The sequence below is a fragment of the Duganella sacchari genome (assembly GCF_900143065.1).
GTDB lineage: Bacteria > Pseudomonadota > Gammaproteobacteria > Burkholderiales > Burkholderiaceae_D > Rugamonas > Rugamonas sacchari.
This window is the reverse complement of sequence record NZ_FRCX01000008.1, coordinates 283824-304378: the sequence shown is the minus strand read 5'-3', so window position 1 is coordinate 304378 and position 20555 is coordinate 283824. Positions and strand designations below refer to the sequence as shown.

Annotated in this window: 18 protein-coding genes and 1 tRNA gene; 9 read left to right on the top strand and 10 right to left on the bottom strand. The window is 63.0% G+C overall.

Translation table 11 applies throughout. The annotated features are described in order from the left end of the window. Positions 1-5: 5 nt before the first annotated feature. The gene (locus BUA36_RS19870; RefSeq protein WP_072787050.1) at positions 6-1226 is read right to left on the bottom strand and encodes an FAD-dependent monooxygenase; all 1221 of its coding nucleotides are present in this window, start codon (positions 1224-1226) and stop codon (positions 6-8) included. 77 nt (positions 1227-1303) lie between these two features. On the opposite strand from BUA36_RS19870, the gene BUA36_RS19865 reads away from it, so the two are divergent. The 5 genes from BUA36_RS19865 (at position 1304) to BUA36_RS19845 (ending at position 4464) form a co-directional block, all read left to right on the top strand. Continuing rightward, positions 1304-1379, top strand: a tRNA-Phe gene (locus BUA36_RS19865). A gap of 221 nt (positions 1380-1600) precedes the next feature. Beyond that, positions 1601-2005, top strand: coding sequence for a nucleoside diphosphate kinase regulator (gene rnk, locus BUA36_RS19860; RefSeq protein WP_072787049.1), 405 nt, complete (start codon positions 1601-1603; stop codon positions 2003-2005). Between the two features lie 77 nt (positions 2006-2082). Continuing rightward, complete coding sequence (locus tag BUA36_RS19855) at positions 2083-3063, top strand: DUF4424 family protein (RefSeq protein WP_072787048.1); 981 nt, start codon at positions 2083-2085, stop codon at positions 3061-3063. 104 nt (positions 3064-3167) lie between these two features. Then, positions 3168-3524: an ArsR/SmtB family transcription factor gene (locus BUA36_RS19850; RefSeq protein ID WP_072787047.1), complete on the top strand. Its 357-nt coding sequence runs from the start codon at positions 3168-3170 to the stop codon at positions 3522-3524. Beyond that, entirely contained in the window at positions 3517-4464 is a 948-nt protein-coding gene (locus BUA36_RS19845; RefSeq protein WP_072787046.1) for an SRPBCC family protein, read from the top strand. Before BUA36_RS19850 ends, BUA36_RS19845 begins: the two co-directional genes overlap by 8 nt. On the opposite strand, the gene BUA36_RS19840 is transcribed toward BUA36_RS19845, so the two are convergent. Further along, entirely contained in the window at positions 4461-5366 is a 906-nt protein-coding gene (locus tag BUA36_RS19840; RefSeq protein WP_072787045.1) for an AEC family transporter, read from the bottom strand. The two genes, BUA36_RS19845 and BUA36_RS19840, sit on opposite strands and share 4 nt — an antisense overlap. Before the next feature lie 71 nt (positions 5367-5437). Between BUA36_RS19840 and trhP the strand changes: the two genes are divergently transcribed. The 3 genes from trhP (at position 5438) to BUA36_RS19825 (ending at position 9744) form a co-directional block, all read left to right on the top strand. Then, positions 5438-6790 carry a prephenate-dependent tRNA uridine(34) hydroxylase TrhP gene (gene trhP, locus BUA36_RS19835; protein WP_072787044.1) on the top strand — a complete coding sequence of 451 codons (1353 nt, stop codon included), beginning with the start codon at positions 5438-5440 and terminating at the stop codon, positions 6788-6790. Positions 6791-6860: 70 nt separating this feature from the next. Beyond that, positions 6861-8855 (top strand): DUF4910 domain-containing protein, encoded by a 1995-nt coding sequence (locus BUA36_RS19830; protein ID WP_072787043.1) that lies wholly within the window; start codon positions 6861-6863, stop codon positions 8853-8855. 1 nt (position 8856) lies between these two features. Beyond that, entirely contained in the window at positions 8857-9744 is an 888-nt protein-coding gene (locus BUA36_RS19825; protein ID WP_072787042.1) for a CAP domain-containing protein, read from the top strand. A gap of 3 nt (positions 9745-9747) precedes the next feature. On the opposite strand, the gene BUA36_RS19820 is transcribed toward BUA36_RS19825, so the two are convergent. The 6 genes from BUA36_RS19820 to BUA36_RS19795 are packed head-to-tail and all read right to left on the bottom strand — an operon-like array spanning position 9748 to position 15330. Continuing rightward, positions 9748-10284, bottom strand: coding sequence for a DUF2058 domain-containing protein (locus BUA36_RS19820; protein ID WP_072787041.1), 537 nt, complete (start codon positions 10282-10284; stop codon positions 9748-9750). 41 nt (positions 10285-10325) lie between these two features. Beyond that, positions 10326-11747, bottom strand: coding sequence for an efflux transporter outer membrane subunit (locus BUA36_RS19815; protein ID WP_072787040.1), 1422 nt, complete (start codon positions 11745-11747; stop codon positions 10326-10328). A 13-nt stretch (positions 11748-11760) separates the two neighbouring features. Beyond that, positions 11761-12639, bottom strand: coding sequence for an efflux RND transporter periplasmic adaptor subunit (locus tag BUA36_RS19810; RefSeq protein WP_072787039.1), 879 nt, complete (start codon positions 12637-12639; stop codon positions 11761-11763). A gap of 2 nt (positions 12640-12641) precedes the next feature. Then, positions 12642-12848, bottom strand: a complete 207-nt coding sequence (locus BUA36_RS19805; protein WP_072787038.1) for a DUF1656 domain-containing protein — start codon at positions 12846-12848, stop codon at positions 12642-12644. Continuing rightward, complete coding sequence (locus BUA36_RS19800; protein WP_072787037.1) at positions 12845-14884, bottom strand: FUSC family protein; 2040 nt, start codon at positions 14882-14884, stop codon at positions 12845-12847. The genes BUA36_RS19805 and BUA36_RS19800 overlap by 4 nt, the downstream gene beginning before the upstream one ends. Beyond that, on the bottom strand, positions 14881-15330 hold the full coding sequence (locus BUA36_RS19795; protein WP_072787036.1) for a MarR family winged helix-turn-helix transcriptional regulator: 450 nt from the start codon (positions 15328-15330) through the stop codon (positions 14881-14883). The genes BUA36_RS19800 and BUA36_RS19795 overlap by 4 nt, the downstream gene beginning before the upstream one ends. 149 nt (positions 15331-15479) lie before the next feature. Here BUA36_RS19795 and BUA36_RS19790 point away from each other — a divergent pair, with 149 nt between their 5' ends. Next, the gene (locus BUA36_RS19790) at positions 15480-17315 is read left to right on the top strand and encodes a S9 family peptidase (RefSeq protein WP_072787035.1); all 1836 of its coding nucleotides are present in this window, start codon (positions 15480-15482) and stop codon (positions 17313-17315) included. Between the two features lie 21 nt (positions 17316-17336). On the opposite strand, the gene BUA36_RS19785 is transcribed toward BUA36_RS19790, so the two are convergent. Further along, positions 17337-18995 (bottom strand): M28 family metallopeptidase, encoded by a 1659-nt coding sequence (locus BUA36_RS19785; RefSeq protein WP_208861911.1) that lies wholly within the window; start codon positions 18993-18995, stop codon positions 17337-17339. Between the two features lie 32 nt (positions 18996-19027). Continuing rightward, positions 19028-20491 carry an amidohydrolase family protein gene (locus BUA36_RS19780; protein ID WP_072787034.1) on the bottom strand — a complete coding sequence of 488 codons (1464 nt, stop codon included), beginning with the start codon at positions 20489-20491 and terminating at the stop codon, positions 19028-19030. Between the last annotated feature and the right edge of the window lie 64 nt (positions 20492-20555).

The window sequence follows — 20555 nt, the reverse complement described above, 5'->3', positions numbered from 1 at the left end:
ACGGCTCACTTGCCCATGGCATGCGAGATCAAACGGCGCTTCAGCACAGGTAATTTATCCAACAAGTTTAATCCCAAATTGCGAACTACGCGCAAGGGCTCGATATCGGTCTCGAACAGGCGCGCCAGGCCATCGGTGGTGAGCTGCATCAGCAGCACATCCTCCTTGCGCGCGCGCTCGTAGCGGGCCAGCACGCGGTCGTCGCCGATGCCGCGCTGCGGCTCGCGTTCCGATAGCGTCTTCACCAGCTGCGCCACATCGGCAAAGCCCAGGTTCATGCCATGGCCGGCCAGCGGATGGACCACGTGGGCGGCGTCGCCGATCAGGGCCACGCGTGGCGCGATCATGGTGTGAGGACGCATCAGGCGCAGCGGGAAATCGCGCACCAGCTCCGGCTGCAGCGGCGTCAGGGGGCCCAGTTTTTCGTGGGCGAAGACGGCCAGGCGCTCGGCGATCTGCTGCGCCGACTCGGCACGCAGCGTATCGGCCAGTGCTTCCGGCGCCGACCACACCAGCGATACCTTGTTGCCAGGCAGCGGCAGCAAGGCCACGATGCCTTCGGTGCCCGTGAACCACTGGTAGGCTGCGCCATGGTGCGGCTTTTCGCATTCAAAATTGGAGACCACGGCGCATTGCGCGTAGCTGCGGTAATCGAGGCCGATGTCGCACTGGCCGCGCACCCAGGACTGGGCGCCATCGGCCCCCACCACCAGCGGCGCCTTGATACTGCCGCCATCGTCCAGATGCACGGTGGCGCTATCGGCGGCGCGCAGCAGGCCGGTAGCACGGCCGGTCACAATCCTGACGTTCTGGGCAAAGCGCAGCGCGGCGTCGAGCGCCTGATTCAGGTTGCGGTCTTCGAGTATCCAGGCCAGCGTTCCGGTGTGGGCGCCATAGGCATCGAAAGCCAGTCCGCCGGCCTGCGGGCCATCGCCATGGACGATCATCGCGTCCACCGGCGCCACGCGGGCATGGTCCAGTGCATCCCATACTTTAAGAGAAGACAGCAGCCGGTTGGCCGTGTGATTGAGCGCATAGACGCGCGCATCCCACCCCGGATCGGCCGATGCCGGCGGCGCCGGTGGGAGCGGCGGCCCCAGCAATGTCACGCTCAGGCCAGCCTGGGCCAGGCCCAGCGCTGCGGTCTTGGCAATGGCGCCATTGCCAACTATGCAAACATCACTTTCGATCACGCGCAGCGCCGCGGGGGAGGTGGGCTTATTCATCCAGCCATTATAGCGTTTGTAGGATTTCGAAAACGGCCCTTGCGCTTTTTCAACGACCTGCTATAATTCTGGTCCTTGGCCTGGTAGCTCAGTTGGTAGAGCAGAGGATTGAAAATCCTTGTGTCGGTGGTTCGATTCCGCCCCGGGCCACCAAGAATAAAGAAAACGCCACCTTCGGGTGGCGTTTTTGTTTTCTGGCGTTATACTCCGGCCATGATGAACATGGTCGCCACCTTCGCGCGCCGCAACGGCCTGCGCTTTAACCGCAATCTCGCCTGGCTTTCCTAAGGCTCGGCGGGGCTGGTCGTCTGTGTCGCCTCTCCGAGCCACCTTCCGTTTCCCGCATTTTGAAAACGAAAAACAGGAGAGTATCCATGCAACCCAACATCACCATCTCGTCGCTCGACGCCGAGCGGCTCGAAGCCCTGATCCACGCCACCAGGCCGGAAACCGCCACCAGCCGCGGCCTGCTTGCCGAACTGACGCGTGCCGACATCCTCGAACCGGAGGAAATGCCGCACGACGTCGTGACGATGAATTCCACCGTCCGCTTTGAAATCACCGGCACGGACGAGGTACGCACGCTGACACTGGCCTATCCCAAGGACATGGCCCAACTGCCAGACAGCATCTCCATCCTCACCCCGATCGGCGCCGCCCTGCTGGGCCTGTCCGTTGGCGACACCATCGACTGGCCGCGTCCAGACGGCCAGCTGGTGAAAGTGCGTCTGCTGGACATCCTGTACCAGCCAGAGCGCGCTGGCGAGTACTTCCGCTGAAGCGGGCGCTACCGGCCGCACGGAACAGGCGGTTTTAGGTATATTGGCAGCCATTTACTTTTGCCAATATACCAACCATGAAATCTGTCCTCACCGCAGCGCTGCTGTTCCCCCTCCTGGCCAGTGCCAACGACGGCATCGGCGCTGTCAGCGCTGGTGGCATTGTGTTCGGCAAGACCGACGCCATTGCCATGAAAAAGGAAGTCCTCAATGTCAGCTACACGCTGATTAGCGTGGACTATGAATTCGTCAACGAATCTGCAGCGGAGGTGGAAGAAACCATCATCTTCCCGCTGCCCGCCTACCCTGCCGCCAACCTGCCGAGCGAGGCCTATTACGGCCAGCCCGGCGGCTTCTCCATCAAGGTGGACGGCAAACCCGTGAGCTTCCGCACCGTGGTGCAGGCCTCGCTCAATGGCAAGGATGTCACTGCCCAGCTCAAAAAAGCCGGACTCAGCGACGCGCAGATTGCCTACACCCCCGCCTTTGGCGAGCAACGCAAGGTGGCCAAGCTCACTGCACAGCAGCGCCAGCAGCTCATACAGCTCCACCTCATCGGTGAAGGGCCGACTGCGGAAATCGAACCCATCTGGGATATTCAGGTCAACTACGTATGGCAGCAGAAGTTCCCTGCCAACAAAGTCGTGCGCGTGCACCACGAATACAAACCATTCATCAGCGGCGGCCCCGGCGACTGGGTCATGGATGAGGACACTGAAAAACGCTTTTGCACCGATGCGGCGTTTCTCGCCAGCTGGAAAAAACTCGCCACGCACGATCCTTATTCCGATGTCCTGCCCTCCTCCAAGGTGGCCTACATCCTCAAGACCGGCAATACCTGGAAGAACGGCATCGAAGATTTCACGCTCAACGTCATCAAGAACGATCCGAAGGAACTGGTCAGCCTGTGCTTCCCCGGCAGCTTCAAGAAAATCGACGCCAGGACCTACCAGGTCAAACTCCGCAATTTCCGGCCGACAAACGATCTGGACGTTTATTTCGGCAATATCACGCCGGGCGAGACCGTCAGCGAGGGCGAGATGCCGCTGGTGAAGTAGTTCTGCCGCCGCCCCGTTCTCCTGAATGTGGATTTTTTCTTGACGCTTATCGAATTTCGACCTATATTTAACCATCAAGTTAATTAACTTATCGGTGAAATTCGATGCAAGACCATCTGAGCCAGACCTTTTCCGCACTTGCCGACCCGACCCGGCGTGCCATGCTGGCGCGGCTGTCGACAGGCGAAGCCAACGTCTCCGATCTGGCCCAGCCATTTCTGGACGACATGAGCCTGCCGGCCATCACCAAGCATCTGCAAGTGCTGGAAAAGGCCGGCCTCATCACCAAAACCCGCAAGGCGCAATGGCGCTCCTGCAAGCTCAACGGCGACGGCCTCAAAGACGCGGCCAACTGGATGGAGCAATACCGTGTGTTCTGGGAAGAGAGCTTTGATCGCCTGGATGCCTACCTGAAAACCGTCACTGCAAAAAAACCACCTCAAGGAGATGAAAATGTCTGAGTTCAGCGCCCCGAATGAAATCCGCATCGTCCGCATCTACGACGCCCCGCTACAGGCAGTGTGGGATGCCTGGACCGACCAGGCCCAGGTGGGGCTGTGGTGGGGGCCGCGCGGCTTCACGATCACCACGCACAGCAAAGACCTGCGCGTCGGCGGCCACTGGACCTACACCATGCACGGCCCGGACGGTACCGACTATCCGAACAGCACGCTGTACCACGAAGTGGAGCCGCTGCGTAAGCTGGTCTACGACCATGGCGGCAATGCCGACCGCCCGCCCCTGTTCCGCGTCACCGTGCTGTTCGACGAGGTCGATGGCAAAACCCGCATGGACATGACCATGGCCCTGGCCGACGCCGAAACCGCAGCGCAAACCCGCACCTTCATCAGGCACGCCAACGGCGAATCGACCTGGGACCGTCTGGCCGAATACCTGGGCAAGCGCCTGGAAGACGAGGAAAAGTTCGTCATCAACCGCAGCTTCGAGGCGCCACAGGACGTGGTGTTCGATATGTGGACCACGCCGGAGCACCTGGCGCGCTGGTTGCCGCCCGCAGGCATGGAGATGCGCTTCCTGCGCGCTGACATCCGTCCCGGCGGCGGTTCGTTTTACTGCATGAGCAATCCCATGATCACCATGTACGGCCGCGCGCAATACGAGGAAATCCAGCGCCCCAAGCTGCTGGTCTACACGCAGCAGTTCTGCGACGAGCACGAAAACATCTCGCGTCACCCGATGGCGCCAACCTGGCCGGAGACCATGCGGACCAAGGTGGAGTTCAACGCCGAAGGCCCGAACCGTACGCGCGTCACCGTGACCTGGGATGTCGCCGGCAAGGCGACCGCCGAAGAACTGGCCGTCTTCCTTGCACACCGCAGCAGCATGACGCAAGGCTGGAGCGGCTCCTTCGACAAACTGGAAGCGGTGCTGGCAGCTTAAGCAATCCAGGCCAGCGTCACCACCAGCGTCGCCGCCGACAACAGTGTTTGCAGCGTGATGATGCCCGCCATGAGGTGGGCATCGCCGCCCATCTGGCGCGCCAGCACGTAGGCAGTTGGCGCCGTCGGCAGCGCGAAGAACAAGATCAGGATCGCGCTTTCCAGCTTCGGCAAATCCAGCAGCTGCGCGCACACTGCAGCGACCAGCGGCGCGGCCACCAGCCGCGCCAGCGAGTTCGCCGTCAACGCGCCGAGCTCTCCGCGCAGCTCGCGCAGATTCAGCGCGGCGCCCACATTCAGCAAACCAAGCGGCAAGCTGGTATTGGCCAGCAGGGCTAGCAGTTTGTCCGATCCCCACTTCAGCTCAAGGCCGCCCAGGTTGAACGCCGCCCCCGCCAGACAGGCCAGGATCAGGGGATTGCGCGCAATCGGCAACAGCAGCGCCTTCAGGCTGGCGCCGCGCCCTGCTGTAAAAGCCAGCACCGACAGCACATTCACCGTCGGCACATACACCGCCATGATGACGGCGGCCAGCACCAGTCCCGCCTTGCCAAACAGGCTGCCGACCACCGCCAGCCCCAGATAGGTATTGAAGCGTAAGACACCCTGCGCCAGCACGCCGAAGCGGGCAGCCGGCCAGCGCCACAGCCGCCACGCGATCAACAGACCGGTGCTGCATGCGCCAAGGCCCAGCAGCACCGCGCCCAGCACGCGCGGCAAGGCCGGGTTATCCAGCGGCGCATTGGCCAGGCTGGAAAACAGGAGCGCCGGAAACAGGATGAAGTAGTTGATTTTTTCAGCGCCGGGCCAGAAGCCGTCGCCGGGAAAGGAGCGCTGTTTCATCACATAGCCGGCGATGATGAGCAAAAACACCGGCCATAGCGTGGTCAATAAAGAAGTCATGTATCGTTTTTTTGATCTGGCGCAAAGATTGAGAGAGGTTGAGGCTATAAAGTCTCCAGCTTTTTGTCCCCATGCGTCAAGCTCCCGAACTCCTCCTACCCGCCGGCTCGCTCGATAAAATGCACGCCGCCTTCGACTTTGGCGCCGATGCCGTCTACGCCGGCCAGCCGCGCTACAGCCTGCGCGTCCGCAATAACGACTTCTCCACCCTGCAGGCGCTGCAAGAAGGCATCGACGGCGCGCATGCGCGTGGCAAGCAGTTTTTCGTCGCCAGTAATATCTTCGCCCACAACGCCAAGCTCAAGACCTATTTGCGCGACATGGCGCCGGTCATCGCCATGAAGCCGGATGCGCTCATCATGGCCGATCCAGGCCTCATCATGATGGTGCGCGACAAATGGCCGGACGTGCCGGTCCACCTGTCGGTGCAGGCCAACGCCGTCAACTGGGCCGACGTCAAATTCTGGCACCGCATGGGCCTTACCCGCGTGATCCTGTCACGCGAGCTGTCGCTGGATGAAATCGAAGAGATCCGCCAGCAATGTCCGGAAATGGAACTGGAAGTGTTTGTGCACGGCGCCCTGTGTATCGCCTATTCCGGCCGCTGCCTGCTGTCCGGCTACTTCAACCACCGCGATTCCAACCAGGGTACGTGCACCAACTCCTGCCGCTGGGACTACAAGGTGCAAAACGCCGAGGAAGACGCCAGCGGCGATTTCAACGTGATTCCGCTGCAGTTCCACAAAGCGCTGGCGGAGGCCGAACAGCGTCCGTTCTCGTCGCTGCACCAGCAGCCACGCCATCCGCTGGCTGACCAGGCTTACCTGATCGAGGAAGCCGAACGTCCCGGCCAGCTCATGCCCATCATGGAAGATGAACACGGCACCTACATCATGAATTCCAAGGACCTGCGCGCGGTGGAGCATATCGAGCGCCTGGTGAAGATCGGCGTCGACTCGCTCAAGGTCGAAGGCCGCACCAAGTCGCTGTACTATGCGGCGCGCACGGCGCAGGTGTATCGCCAGGCGATCGACGACGCTGTCGCAGGCCGGCCGTTCAATATCGACCTGCTGGGTCAACTGCAAGGCCTGGCCAATCGCGGCTATACCGATGGCTTCTACCAGCGGCACCATACACAGGCGCACCAGAACTATATGCGCGGCGCTTCGGAGGCCAACCGCAGCCAGTACATCGGCGATGTCCTGAGCGTGGAAAACGGCTGGGCGCGCGTGCAGGTGAAGAACCGCTTTGCCGTGGGCGATAGCCTGGAGGTCATCCACCCGCAAGGCAACTGCGATATCACGCTGACCCGCATGCTGTCCGACCAGGGCGCGGAAATTCAGGTGGCGCCGGGCAGCGGCCATATCGTCCGCATCGCACTGGATCCGTCGCTGGACCGCGCCCTGCTGGCCCGCTACCTGTAATCCCCGTTGCGCCCGCAGCGGCGCTGTGACAAGATGACCGGTCACGCCACGTTACCGATCAGGAGCCGCCTTGTCCAAACTGCCGCTGCTTGCCCTGCTGTTCGCCGCCGCTTCCGCCATGGCGGCCGAGCGCCACATTGCCTTCTGGCCCAACGCTGTGCCGGAAGCCATCCACGCCAACGTTGACGGCCAGGCCGCGCTGGAAACCGTACGCACACTGGGCCGCTTCCACCGTGTGCACGGCTCGCCCGGCTATGCGGCAGCGGCCAAATGGATGCAGGAACAGGCGCGCAGCGCCGGCATGCGCGACGCTGCGATCGAACACTTCCCCGCCGACGGCAGCACGCAGTATGCCCACTTCCGCAGCTATGGTGGCTGGAACCCACAGGACGCGCAGCTGGACGAAGTATCGCCCCAGCCACGCCCCATCGCCCGTTTCCCGCAACTGCCGGTGGCACTGGCGGACTACAGCCAGAATGCCGACGTCCAGGCGCATCTGCTCAGCGTCGGCGCCGGCACCACGCCGCAGGACTACGAAGGCAAGGCCATCAAAGGCAAGCTGGTACTGGCCAGCGGGCCGCTGCCGCTGGTGCACAGGCTGGCGGTGGAGGAGCGCGGCGCGGCAGGCATCCTGTCTGATTTCCCCAACCAGACCAGCGCATGGTCGGGCGACGACACGGACCTGGTACGCTGGGGCCATCTGTCGCCATACCAGACGCAGAACCGGTTTGCCTTCATGCTCTCGAAGCGGCAGGCCAATGACTACCGCAAGCGCCTCAGCGCAGGCGAAGCGGTCACCCTGCACGCACAGGTTCGCGCCAGCATGGCGCCCGCCAGTCTGGACGTGGTCACCGCCACCATTCCCGGCACCGATCCGGACGCCGGCGAAGTGATACTGACGGCCCACCTGTGCCACCAGTCGGCCGGCGCCAACGACAATGCATCGGGCAGCGCCGCGATTCTGCAAGTGGCGCGCGCACTGAACCAGGCGATTCAATCCGGCGCGATTGCCCGTCCCCGCCTCAGCATACGCTTTTTGTGGACACCGGAAATCGCCGGCTCGCAAGCCTGGCTGGCGCGCAATCCCGAACTGAAAAACCGCATCGTCGGCGGTATCCACATGGATATGGTGGGCGCCCTGCTGGGCAGCACCCACAGTACCTTCCACCTGTCGCGCACTGCACAAACGCTACCGCATGTGCTGAACGATATCGGCCAGGCCTTCTTCGATGAAGTCAGCACCGCGTCGGCGCAGTATGCGGAGCGTGGCGGCGACAGCTACGCCGGCTTCGTCACGCCAGGCGCCTCGCGTGACCTGTTCCTGGGCGACGTACGCAATGTGGAGCTGGGCAGCGACCATGAAGTGTTCCAGGCGTGGGGCGTTCCCATGCTGTACTTCCACGACTGGCCAGACGTCACCATCCACACCAACAAGGACCAGCCGGAAAATCTGGATGCGACCAAACTGGGACGCGTGACCTATCTGGGGGCCGGCATTGCCTACACACTGGCGGCCCTGCCGGAAGCCGAAGCACCACGCCTGCTGGCCATCACCCGCTATCAAGGCGAGCAGCAACTGGCGCAAGCACGCCTGCGCGCGGCGCTAAGCGAAAATCACCGCGATGGCGCACTGGCTGTGCGCGAAACGCTGGCCATGAACACCAGCAGCCTGCAAACCCTGGCCCAGCGCTGGCCATCCACCGCAGCTGCCACGCGCACGCTGACGGAGCAGATCAAGGCGCAGCAGACATCCGTACCCGCCGCGCAGCAGCGAGACTTGCGCATTCCGCAACCATCGGCCGCCATCCGCGGACCGTTGAGCGTCTACTATTACGACCATGTGGAGGAGATGGAAAAGGCACGCGGCTTGAAGAGTCCTCCGATGCCGGAATTCAAGGGCCACGGCGATTTGATCCTGTACGAAACCATGAATCTGGCCGACGGCCGCCGCTCGGTCAGCGAGATCCGCGACATCATCAGCGGCCGCTACATGGGTGTGCCGCAAGCAGATATTGCAGCCTACTTCGAGCGCCTCGCGGCAGCCGGCATCATCCACTGGAAGTGATATGAAGCGCTACGTAGCACCGCTGCTCGCCATCTCCTGCGCCGCCAGCGCCGCGCCGCAACCGGATGCCGAACAGCTCATGACCATGATTAATGCCTACCGTGCTGCGCCAGGTGTCTGCGAGGGCCAGCGCGCGCAGCCGCTGCCTGCGCTCACGCCGCAACCGCAGCTGTCCACCATCCGCATCGCTCCCGCAACGATACTTGCGGCAGCGCTGGAGCGTGCCGGCTACAACAGCGGGCAAGCAGACGCCATTACGGTCACCGGGCCACGCACGCCGCAGGACGCCATGCAAACCATATTGTGGCAGCACTGCGGCACGCTGCTGAAGAGCGGTTACACGGAAATCGGCAGCTCACGCAATGGCAATGAATGGACAGTGGTACTCGCACAACCTGCACCACCGCGTCCTGCGGGCATGCCACCGCCCACCACGCCGGGCGTTGCCATATTGATGGAGGATTGGCGGGAAGTCGGGCAAATCCTGCTCGACGGTGTGAATGCAGCACGCGCCACGGCACGCAATTGCGGCGAACAGTCTTATCCACCGGCGCCCCCGGTACGATGGAACCAGCAATTGGGAGAGACGGCGCTAGCGCACAGCAACGATATGGCGACGCAGCAGTATTTCAGTCACGCCGCCAAAGATGGCAGCGTGGTTGGCGAGCGCGCCAGACGCGCCGGCTATGCATGGTCGCGCATCGGCGAGAACATCGCGGCGGGCCAGCACTCACCGCAGGAGACGCTGGACAGCTGGCTCACCAGCCCAGGCCACTGCGCCAACATCATGACCCCGGAATTCACCGAGATGGGTGCGGCCTACAGCAGGTCGCCGGGACCGAACGCCGGCATCATCTACTGGACACAGGTGTTCGGCAAGCCGCGCTAGGTTTTACCACATCAGATCATCAGGGATCTTGTAGGCTGCGTATGGATCGTCTTCCTCGACCTCTGTGCTGGCCTGCTTCACGCGCACCACGATGTCCGGATTGCGCTCGGCGATTTTGTCGGCAATCACGCGCGGCACCAGCTCGTAGCTGCCATTCTCGCCGATGATGACCAGGCGGCCAGTCACCAGATGCTCGCGCACCGCGGCAGTCACATAGATACGCTCGATCTTGGTGCCAAAGGTGAAGTTGTAGGCGATATCGCCGTTGTTACCCTTGCTCTGCTTATTCTGCTGCACCATCTGCGTGATCTGCGCGGCGATGGCCTTCTGCTGGGCGGCGGCGTCGCGCTGGGCGTTGGCCTGGCGCGCTTTCTCGGCGTTGGCGCGTTGCTGCTCCTGCGCCGCCAGACGCACTTCATCCACGGTTTCCACGCCGCTGCGGCGTTCATCTTTCTGCTGCTTGCTCTTGGTCTGATTGACGACTTTAACCTTCTTTTTATCGACCAAGCCGGCTTTTAGTAACTGATCCGCCAGTCCCATGATGCTCACTCCTTATAAACGAAGGCGATAGCATACCATTGCTACTGCTCCCAGCCACCGCCCAGCGCCAGAAACAGCGCGACCTGGTCGGAAGCCAGCGCCGCATCGGACGCAGCCCACGCGGCATCCGTGGCGGCCAGCGTGCGGTCGGCATCGAGCACCGTCAGGAAGTCCGTGCGTCCATACTGATAGAGGCGGTGCGATTGTTCGGACGCCAGCGCGCTCTGGTCGCGCGCCGTCTTCAGCGCTGCATTGCGGTCCAGCTCACGCGCATAGACCGTCATCGCGCTTTCCACTTCCTTCAAGGCGTTAAGCACGGTGCCGTCAAAGCGCGCCAGCGCGCCATCCGTACCGGCTTCCGCCTGCCTGATGCGGCTACGGGCGGAACCGGTGTCCGGCAGCGTCCACGAAATCAGCGGACCAAGGCTCCAGCGGAAGGCATTGCCGGCGCCGAAATGGTCCAGCAGGCCCGTGCTGCCCACCGATGCGCCCAGGCTGATGCTCGGGTACAGGTCGGCCGTGGCGACGCCGATGCGCGCGGTGGCGCCAGCCAGGTTGCGCTCGGCCTGGCGGATGTCGGGACGGCGGCGCAGCAGTGCGGCGCCATCGCCAACCGGAATCTGCGTGGTCAGACGAGGTGCAACCTTGCAGGTCAGCAGATGCATGTCCATCTCTTGCGGCGTCAGCCCGGTGAGCGCCGCCAGGCGATAGTGCGCGGTACGGTGCTGCGCCTGCAGCGGCGGCAAGGCGGCCTGCAACTGCGCCAGCTGGCTGCGGGCACGCGCGCCATCGATGTCGGTGCCACGGCCGGCATGCGTGCGCTGCTCCGTCAGCGCGACGAATTTCTGCTGCAGATCCACCGCCTGCTGTGCCACAGCGATCTGGCGCACCGCCGAGCAGGCATCGGCATAGGCGCGCGCAGTATCGGCGGCCACGGTCACGCGCACCAGGTCCACCCCCGCCTGTGCAGCCTGGGTGTCGGCATTGGCTGCCTCCACGGCACGGGCGATCTTGCCGAACATGTCGGCCTGGTAGGAGACGCTGACGCCCGTGTCGTAAGTCCATTTGTCCGGCAGCGCCGTTGGCGAACCTTTGACCACGCCGGACGAACGGCCGACACCCGGCGCCGCGCTCACGCTGACCACCGGTTTCTCGCCCTCCTCCACTTCCTGCAGCACGGCACGCGTGCGCGCCAGGTTGGCCGAGGCCACGCGCAGGTCGGTATTGGCCGCCAACGCTTTCTGAATCAGCTGGTCAAGTACGGGATCGTCATACAGACGCCACCAATGTGCAGGCAATGGCTCCGGCTTGAACGACGCCTCCTGCGTACCGATGAAAGCCGCACCGGCCTGCGGACGCTGGGTTACCGCCTGTTCCGGCACCTTGTAATTCGGGCCGACCGTGCTGCAAGCCGCCAGGGCAGCGAGCAGCGTCACGCCACCGAGTATTTTCAGGGAGTTCATCACATCCTCCGCATCACGAGTGTTTGGTCTGCACATCAACCGTCACGGTCTGCCCGGCCACCAGGCGGGCGCCTTGAGGCAGCGCATCCAGCTTGATACGCACCGGAATGCGCTGCGCCAGACGTACCCAGTTGAAGGTCGGATTCACACTGGACAGCAGATTCGCCGAGGTGCTGCGGTCACGGTCCGCCACGCCACCGGACAGGCTTTCCACATGGCCGCTCAGGCGCAGCGAAGCGCCCATCGGCAGCACCGCCACCGCATCGCCGACGCGGATGGCCGGCAGCTTGGTTTCTTCAAAATAGCCTTCCACGTAATAGGAATCGCTGTCGATCAGCGCCATCACCGCGCGTCCTGTGCTGACGTAGGAGCCGGCCCGCAGATCCAGATTCGAAATCGTGCCATTCACCGGCGACACCACACGGGTGCGATCCAGATTCAGCCTGGCCACATCGCGATTCACCACCGCTTGCGCCAGCGCGGCGCGCAGCTGGTCCACGCGCGACGAACCCTGCTCGCGCGTTTCAGTCGATACCAGATCACGCAGATCGGTATTGCGGCGCGCTTCCTTCTGCGCCTGCTCCAGCGTGGCGCGCTGCGCCTGCACTGCGGCTTCGGCCTGGCGCAGCGCCAGCTCAAAGCGCGCGCGGTCGACTTCAAACAATACCTGTCCAGCTTTCACCTGCTGGTTATCGTGCACCAGCACCGCAGTCACCTGGCCGGTAACGTCTGGTGCTATCTGCACCACATCCGCCTTCACGCGGCCATCGCGCGTCCAGGGTTCCACCTCATAGTGCTGCCACAGGCGCCACGCCATCACACCTGCGACAGCCACTGCCGCCATGGTCACAATAAATCGGCCAGTGGCTAGTAAAGGAGTTTTGAGGTTCATGTTTAGCCCCGATTCATCAACAATGTAGAGAAGCTGCCCAGGAAAATAAAGAACAGCGCAAATTCAAACAAGGCGGGATGCCACACCAGACGGTAGAAGCCAACCCGCATCAGCAGCCGGCCCAGTACGCGCGTGCAGATCAGCGCGAGTATGGACAACAGCAGCAAGGTAGGTACGTATAGTCCGTACAGACTCAATTCAGCAATCACGATGCGGTCTCCGGTTGATAGGCGGCGGCACGCGGGAACAGGTCGCGCCGCATGCTTGCCAGCGCGGCTGCGGCCTGCGCGCGCGCTTCACCGGCTGCAGCCGGCGACACCGCACACACTGCGCGCAAGGTGCTGTCCAGACCATCGAGCAGCGCGGCGGGCGCCTGCCCATGGGCATGGCCACCACTGCCCAAATAAGCGCCCAGCTTTTGCAGCAACGGCCGCAATGCCACGCCGGCCTGCTCCAGCGCTTGCTGCAAGCCGCACAGCTGCGCAACATGCAGACCAACGCGCAGTTCACGCAGGCCATCCACCGCGCTGGCGCGCGCCTCCGGCGTCGGGTGGGCAATCGCCAGGCGCGGCATCAGCAGCCCAATCCGGTCCACCATGCGCGCCGAGATATGCAGCAGCGGCTGTGGCGACGCGGCCTGCGCCATCTGCGCCACTTCACGGCGAGCCTTGCGCAGCATGCGATTGGCCATCCAGTCGCCACCTACCGTGCGGATCAAGCTGGTGATGACTGCGGCGACGATAAAGCCTGACAGCTGCGCCGTCATACTGTTCAGGAAGCCAGGAATATCCAGCGTGCCCGTGTCCTGCAACGACAAGGTGCCCGCCACGCCGATCAGGAAAGCCAGCGAGGCTCCCGCCGTGGCCGGACGCGGCATGAACACGCCGCCGATCAGGAACACCGGCGCGATCACCAGTACCAGCATTTCGTAGCTGTGCACCGCAGGCAGCACGAACAGGATGTAGAACGCCGCCACCGGCATCGATATCACGGTCCACTTGAGGAACATGCGTATCGCCGGCACCGGGTTGTCCTGCGTCGCGAAGAAGCAGCACAACACCCCGGCCATCATTGGCGCTGCCGCACCGGATGGCCATGCGGTCAAAATCCAGAACGCGCAGCACAGCAAAATCGCCACCACGGCTGCCAGCGCCGACCGGAAAGCCATGCCATGGTCGCGGTGCAGAATGGCCGGCGTCAGGTGCGGCGTGTAGCTGGCGACGCCGCCCTGCATCACGGTGCTCACATTGCTGCGCAATTCCAGGCCGTCCTCGCAGGCCTCAATCAGGGTGTCCAGACGCTGCGCCAGATTCAGACGCAGGATCTCGCTCCAGCTGGCATGGGCTGCCAGCGCAGGCTTCAGCTGCACCAGCCGCGCACGCAGTTGCGCGGCACGCGTCGGATCGGCTTCGCGGCCCGCCTCTACCCAGGAAGCGATATCGTCCAGCAGCTGGGTCCATGGTTGCAGGCTGCCGGGATCGACTTCACGCAGCGTATTCAAACGGTCTTCTACCGCCAGCAGCAGCGGCACCATCACCGTCAGGCGGTCATGCAGGCCATGCACCATGCCGGCAGTCCAGCGCAGCTGCGACGTGTCAAACGGCAGGTGGGTCGACATCACACGCAGCTCGCTGATTTCACCCGCCAGCGCCAGACGGGTATGCGCGGCCTGCGCCTGATCGTCGCCCGGCTTGAGTACATTCGCCATCCAGCGCTGCGCGTCGGCGAGCGCGCGGTCCAGGCGCCCCAGCAGCACCGGCCCCACGCCTTGCGGGAATACCAGCGAGTGCACCACCGTGGCAGACAGGATGCCAATGGTGATTTCCTCCACACGCGCCAGACCCGTATCAAAAATAGCCGACGGGTCCGACACCGCCGGGAAACCGATCAGGCCTGCCGTATAACCGGCCAGCATGAAGATATAAGAACGCGGCGTGCGGTCCAGCAGCGAGATATACAGGCACAAGCCCACCCAGCAGGCCAGCGCCAGCGACAACAGCTCCGGCGCATTGGCCATGCGCGGCACCATGATGATGGTGGCGATACTGCCAATCAGCGTGCCGCACACGCGGAACAGCGCTTTCGACCGCACCGCGCCGGACAACGGGCTGGCGACGATGTACGCCGTCATCATGGCCCAGAAGGGGCGCGGCAAACCGGCGGCCAGGGACACATACAGCGCCAGCATGGAAGCCATGAAGCATTTGAGCGAGAACAGCATCTCGCTCATCTTGGGTGCATTCATGGCGCGCTGCGCTCGGCCAGCACCTGGTCAAGCTTGATGAGCACCCGCACCGCCGCTTCCACATCGGCTTGCGGCATGTCCTTGAACAGCTCACGGCGGAATGGAATCAGCGCCTTCTCCAGCCGCGCTGCCATGTGCGCACCTTCCGGCGTCAACGCCAGTATCCTGGCGCGGCGGTCGCTCGCATCATCCTGGCGCAGCACCAGCCCGGCCGCCACCAGCTGGTCAATGATACGCACCAGCGACGGCGGTTCGATGCCGACTGCGTCCGCCACCTGGCTGGGACGTACACGGTCGCCCAGGCGCGAGATCATCAGCAGTGGCCAGGCGCTGGCATGCGACAGTTCGAAATCCGCCGTCAAGGCGTCGGCCGCACTCTTGTAAGAACGTGCCACATGGATCAGCGTGTGGGTCAGGGACATCAGGGTTTTGTCGTAGCTGCTCATCTCTGGCTCGATTAAATATACTTAGGATGCTAAATATTAGCATCAAACGAAAATCCTTGCTGGACGCCGCCCCAAAACGCCGGCATTGCCAAAAATTTAATGCTGCGATATTGTGGCCGGTATCGTTTCCATACCGTGAGCCCTCCACCATGCTGCGTGCCAGTCTGTTACTCGCTTTTGCGTCCGCCGCCTATGCCGCGCATGCCGCGCATGCCGCGCCCATCCCCGCCGAGCAGTTTTTCAAGCGGCCAGCGATTACCGGCGCAGTCATGTCCCCCGACGGCAAATGGGTGGCCGTGCGCAAGCTGTCACCGGCGGGCCGCAGCATGCTCACCATCGTTGATCCCGAAACGCGCACCGGCAAGCCGATTGCCAGCTTTACCAACGCCGACGTCGACCTGTTCTACTGGGTCAGCGACAAGCGCCTGTTCTTCACCGTCACCAACGTCGATCGTGAAGGCGACGCCGGCAAGCCTGGGCTGTATGCGGTGGATGTCGATGGCAAGAACAGCATCCGCCTGTCCGAAACGCTGGTGCGCCGTCCCTCCTTTGCCGAGAACGATTTGCCCAGCCAGACCTACCTGCGCGAGATCACGCTGCATGGCTTCCCGCGCTTCAAAAACGAAGACCTGCTGGTCATCGAATCCAGCCCTGAAGGCATGGGACTCAAACGCCTGGACACCCACAACGGCAGGCTGTATGACATGCGCGCACCGCACGGCGCGTTTGGCTGGCTGTTCGACGCCAACGGCGACGCGCGCGTCATCTCGGCCCAGCGAGACAACCAGATCCTGATCTACCTGCGCGACAAGGACGAATGGCGTCTGCTGAACAGCTTCGACAAAAACGCGCCCGATGGCTACGAACCGCTGCTGTATGTGGACAATGCGCTGTATGTGCGCGCCCGCAACGGCAGCAACGAAACCGGCATCTACCGCTACGACGTCGGCGAAAAGCTGACCAATCCCAAGCTGCTGATATCCGCACCGGGTTTCGACGTCTCCGGCTACTTCGATGTCAGCGACACCAAGATGCGCGGCTTTCGCTTTTATACCGATGCGGAAATCACCGTCTGGTTCGATGCGCAGATGAAGGCGATCCAGCAGGAAGTCGACCAGCTCCTGCCAGGCATGGTCAACATCGTCTCGCGCGGCGCCCGCAGCGAAACGCCCTACGTCATCATCGATACGCACTCCGATGTGCAGGGCCATGGCTACCTGCTGTACAACACCTTCACCAAAAAACAGATCCTGCTGGGCGAGGCGGCGCCGGACATCGATCCGGCGCAGATGTCGCACATGACCATGGTGCGCTACAAGGCGCGCGACGGCATGCAGATCCCGATGTTCGTTACGGCGCCAGGGCTGCCCAACAAGAAAAATTTGCCGACCGTGGTGCTGGTCGCCGCCAATCCACGGCACCGCAATGGCCTGTGGCAGTGGAATCCGGAAGTGCAGTTCCTGGCCTCGCGCGGCTACACGGTACTGCAGCCCGATGTACGCGGCAGCACCGGCTACGGCCTGCAGCACAGCGCGGCCGGCGATGGCCAGTGGGGCCGCGCCATGCAGAACGATCTTGCCGATGCGGTCAAATGGGCGGCGGCGGAAGGCTATACCGATCCGGCGCGCGTCTGCATCGCCGGCAGCAACCTCGGTGGCGAGGCCGCGCTGATTGGGCTGATACGGGACCCGGCGGTATATCAATGCGGTATCAGCTGGTCTGGCGTGGCGCGTCTGCTGCCGCAGGATGCGGCGCGCCTCAAACAGCCAGTGCTGCTCGCCTACGGCAAGGACGATGTGGAGGTCCCGTACGCGCAGGGACGAAAATTATATGAAGCCATCAGCGCCGTGAATCCCGGCGCCGAGTGGCTGAGCTACGAAACCACCAGCGAAGACCGGCGGACGCAGAAGAACCGCATCGATCTGTGGCAGCGTATCGATGCGTTCCTGGCTAAAAATATCGGCCCGCAGCAAGCGGGCCGATAGTCTGGTCAGGCTGATTGACGCTTATTTGCGCTTGGCAGCGCTGGCATCGCGTGCAGCGCGGAACTCGGCATCCTTGGACCAGTTAGGCCAGTCCTTGGAATCCGCCAGGTCACGGCCCAGCGAGTACAGCATGCCCAGGTCATGCGCCATGCCGGTGAATGGCCAGTTGGCGCTCCACTCGTCGGAAGGCTGGTGGTAGTTATTGGTCACATAGGCTTCTTCGATTTTGTTGCCGGCTTCCAGGCCGCCATCGACCATGTCATCACCCGAGCCATATGAAATCGCCGGCACACCTTTTTTCGCGAACGAGAAATGGTCCGAGCGGAAGAAGTGGCCTGCTTCCGGTTTCGGGTCCGGGGCATACACCAGATTCCACTGCCTGGCCTTGGCGACCAGCTGGTCCAGCAGATCCAGCTTGGCGCTGCCGGAAATGGTGAAGTTGCGGGTCGGGCCGTACGGGCTCAGGGCATCCATATTGATGACGCCAACCGTGGTCGCCAGCGGATACACAGGATTCGACGCGTAGTATTCGGAACCCAGCAAGCCTTTCTCTTCCGCCGTCACGGCCAGGAACACTACGCTGCGTGCCGGTGCGGGGGCTTTGCCGTAAGCGCGTGCCAGTTCCAGCAGCGCGGCGATGCCGGTGCCGTTGTCGACCGCGCCGTTGTAGATCTTGTCGCCCTTGGCATCCGGCAGGCCGACGCCCAGGTGGTCCCAGTGGCCGCTGTAGATCACGGTTTCATCCGGCTTCTTGGCGCCAGCCAGGCGCGCCACCACGTTCTTCGAAGTGATGACTTGCGCATCCACCGCGTAGTTCGCCGACAGCGTGATGCCTTTCAGCTCAACCGGTTTGAATTCGCGGGTTTGCGCCAGCTTTTTGAGCGCTTCGAAATCCAGGCCGGAGCGCTTGAACAGGTCCACTGCCAGGTCGCGCTGTATCCAGGCTTCCATCGGCGCGTGCGAATCGGATGGCTTCTTGCGCACGATGTCATACATGACGTTGGTGTTCGAGTTCTTCACCGTGTTCCAGCCATACGATGCCGGTGCGGTTTCGTGCACGATGATGATGCCGAGCGCGCCGCGGCGTGCCATCTCTTCATACTTGTAAGTCCAGCGGCCGTAATAGGTCATGGCCTTGCCGCCGAAGTCGCCCGTGCCGGTTTCGAAATCGGGGTCATTAATCAGCACCACGGCCAGCTTGCCCTTGAGGTCCTGGCCTTTGAAATCGTCCCACTTGCGCTCCGGCGCGGTGACGCCATAGCCGACGAAGACCAGCGGCGCATTCTTGAAGTCGACCAGCCGGGAACCGTTCATGGCGGCGCGCACGGCCAGGTCATCGCCCTGCTTCAGCTCCTGCGTGGCCTTGCCATCGTTCAGCGTCAGCTTGACCGGGCCTTTGATTTCAAAGCGTCCCAGCGGCACATCCTGGGTCCAGGCGCGTTTGCCCTTGACCAGGTCACCGCCCGGCTGCATGCCGGCCGCTTTGAACTGCTCGATCAGATAGGCGACGGTCTTGGTTTCGCCGGCGGTATTCGGGCCACGGCCTTCAAATTCGTCCGACGACAGCACCTTCACATCCTGCGACAGACGTTTTGCGTCAAACTCAGGACCACTCGCCGCGTGTGCGGCGACAGCCGAAAACGCCGCGATAAGCGACATTACAAGCATGGTTTTCTTCAAGCTAGCCTCCTTGGTTACATCATAAAAAACGGTCAGCGTATGCCGACCATGCCGCGGACGGACGCGTTCAACCGGGCCGGGTCATAGCCGTAGCCGTCTTTGAACACGATCTCCACGTTTTCGATATCGGCGATACGCCGGGTCGGATCGCCCTTGAGCACCACCAGGTCGGCGTGCTTGCCGGGGGCGATCGAACCTATGCTGTCGTGGCGCCCCATGTAGCGGGCGCCGTTGAGCGTCGCGATGCGGATGGCTTCCAGCGGCGTAAAGCCGGCTTCCACCAGCAGCTGTAAGCCGCGCTGGTCGCCAAAGCCGGGCAAGGTGCCGCCATTGCCGGTCGGGTCCGGGCCGGCGAGGAGCAGGCCGCCAGCGCGCACAAAGGCCAGTTCGAACGCCATCTCTTTTTTCAGCAGCGCTTCCTGGCGCGCGGCATAGCCGGGCGTGGTCGAGGCCAGCGCACGCGCTTCCAGATGGCTGCGCAGCGATTCGGGCGACATCAGCGCCATCTGCTGGCGCGACAACAGCGGACGCGTCGGTACAAACGCTTCAAATACCGGCAGCGTGGAAGTGATGGCGACGTTGTGCGCGACCAGATCGGCAATCAGCGCCTGCACTTCCGGGCTGCCGATCTCGCGCTGTTCCCACGACGCGGCCACCGCGCTGCTGGCCGGGCATTCATCGGCCGCGCGGCCGGCGACAAACTCGGAGTCGGTGAACACCGGTCCGTGTTCCAGGTTGTCGATGCCCAGCGCTGCGGCCTGGCGATAATCGACCGCGCACAAATGGCCGGTGACTTTCAGCCCATGCTTGTGCGCCTGATCGACCGCCGCAGCCAGCACCGGCTGCGAAATCTTCACATACGCCTTGAACGAGGTCACGCCCTCGCCGGCCCAGAAGTCCACCGTCTTGCGCGCGTGTTCGGTTTCGGTCAGCACCGCCATCTGCGGGAAGAAAGTGTCCTTGCCTTCCAGGTAGGGACCAGTGACGTCGAGATGCGGACCGGGGATCTTGAATGCGTCGATCTGGCGGCGGATATTCAAATCCGTGTACGGTTCCACGCTGCCCGTGGTACGCATGGTGGTCACGCCCGCGGCCAGATACAGGCGCGGCGCGCTGAATGCAATCTCGGTCACGAACATGCTGGGCGGCGGCGTCCTGCCCTCGTCATCGCGGTTGATGGACGCCGTGTACATCAGGTGATTGTGCATGCCCACCAGGCCCGGAATCACGCTGCGGCCAGTCAGGTCGATCACCTGCGCACCTTTCGGCGGCGCCGTACGCGCATCGGTAATCGCGTCAATGCGGCCGTCGCGCAGCAGCACGGTGCGGTCTTCCTGGGCGGGGGCGCCGGTGCCGTCGATGACACGCACATGCGTGAGGGCGATCAGCGGCTGGTCGTACTGGAGGAATTTGCGGACTTCCGCCGACGGCGCCTGCGCCAGCACACTGCTGCTGATGAACCAGGCCATGCAGGCCAGCGTGATCTGATGTCGCATCCATCCCCCGTATCGTGACCAGGCATACTGCCACGAATCAATGATGACGACAATGTCATAAATA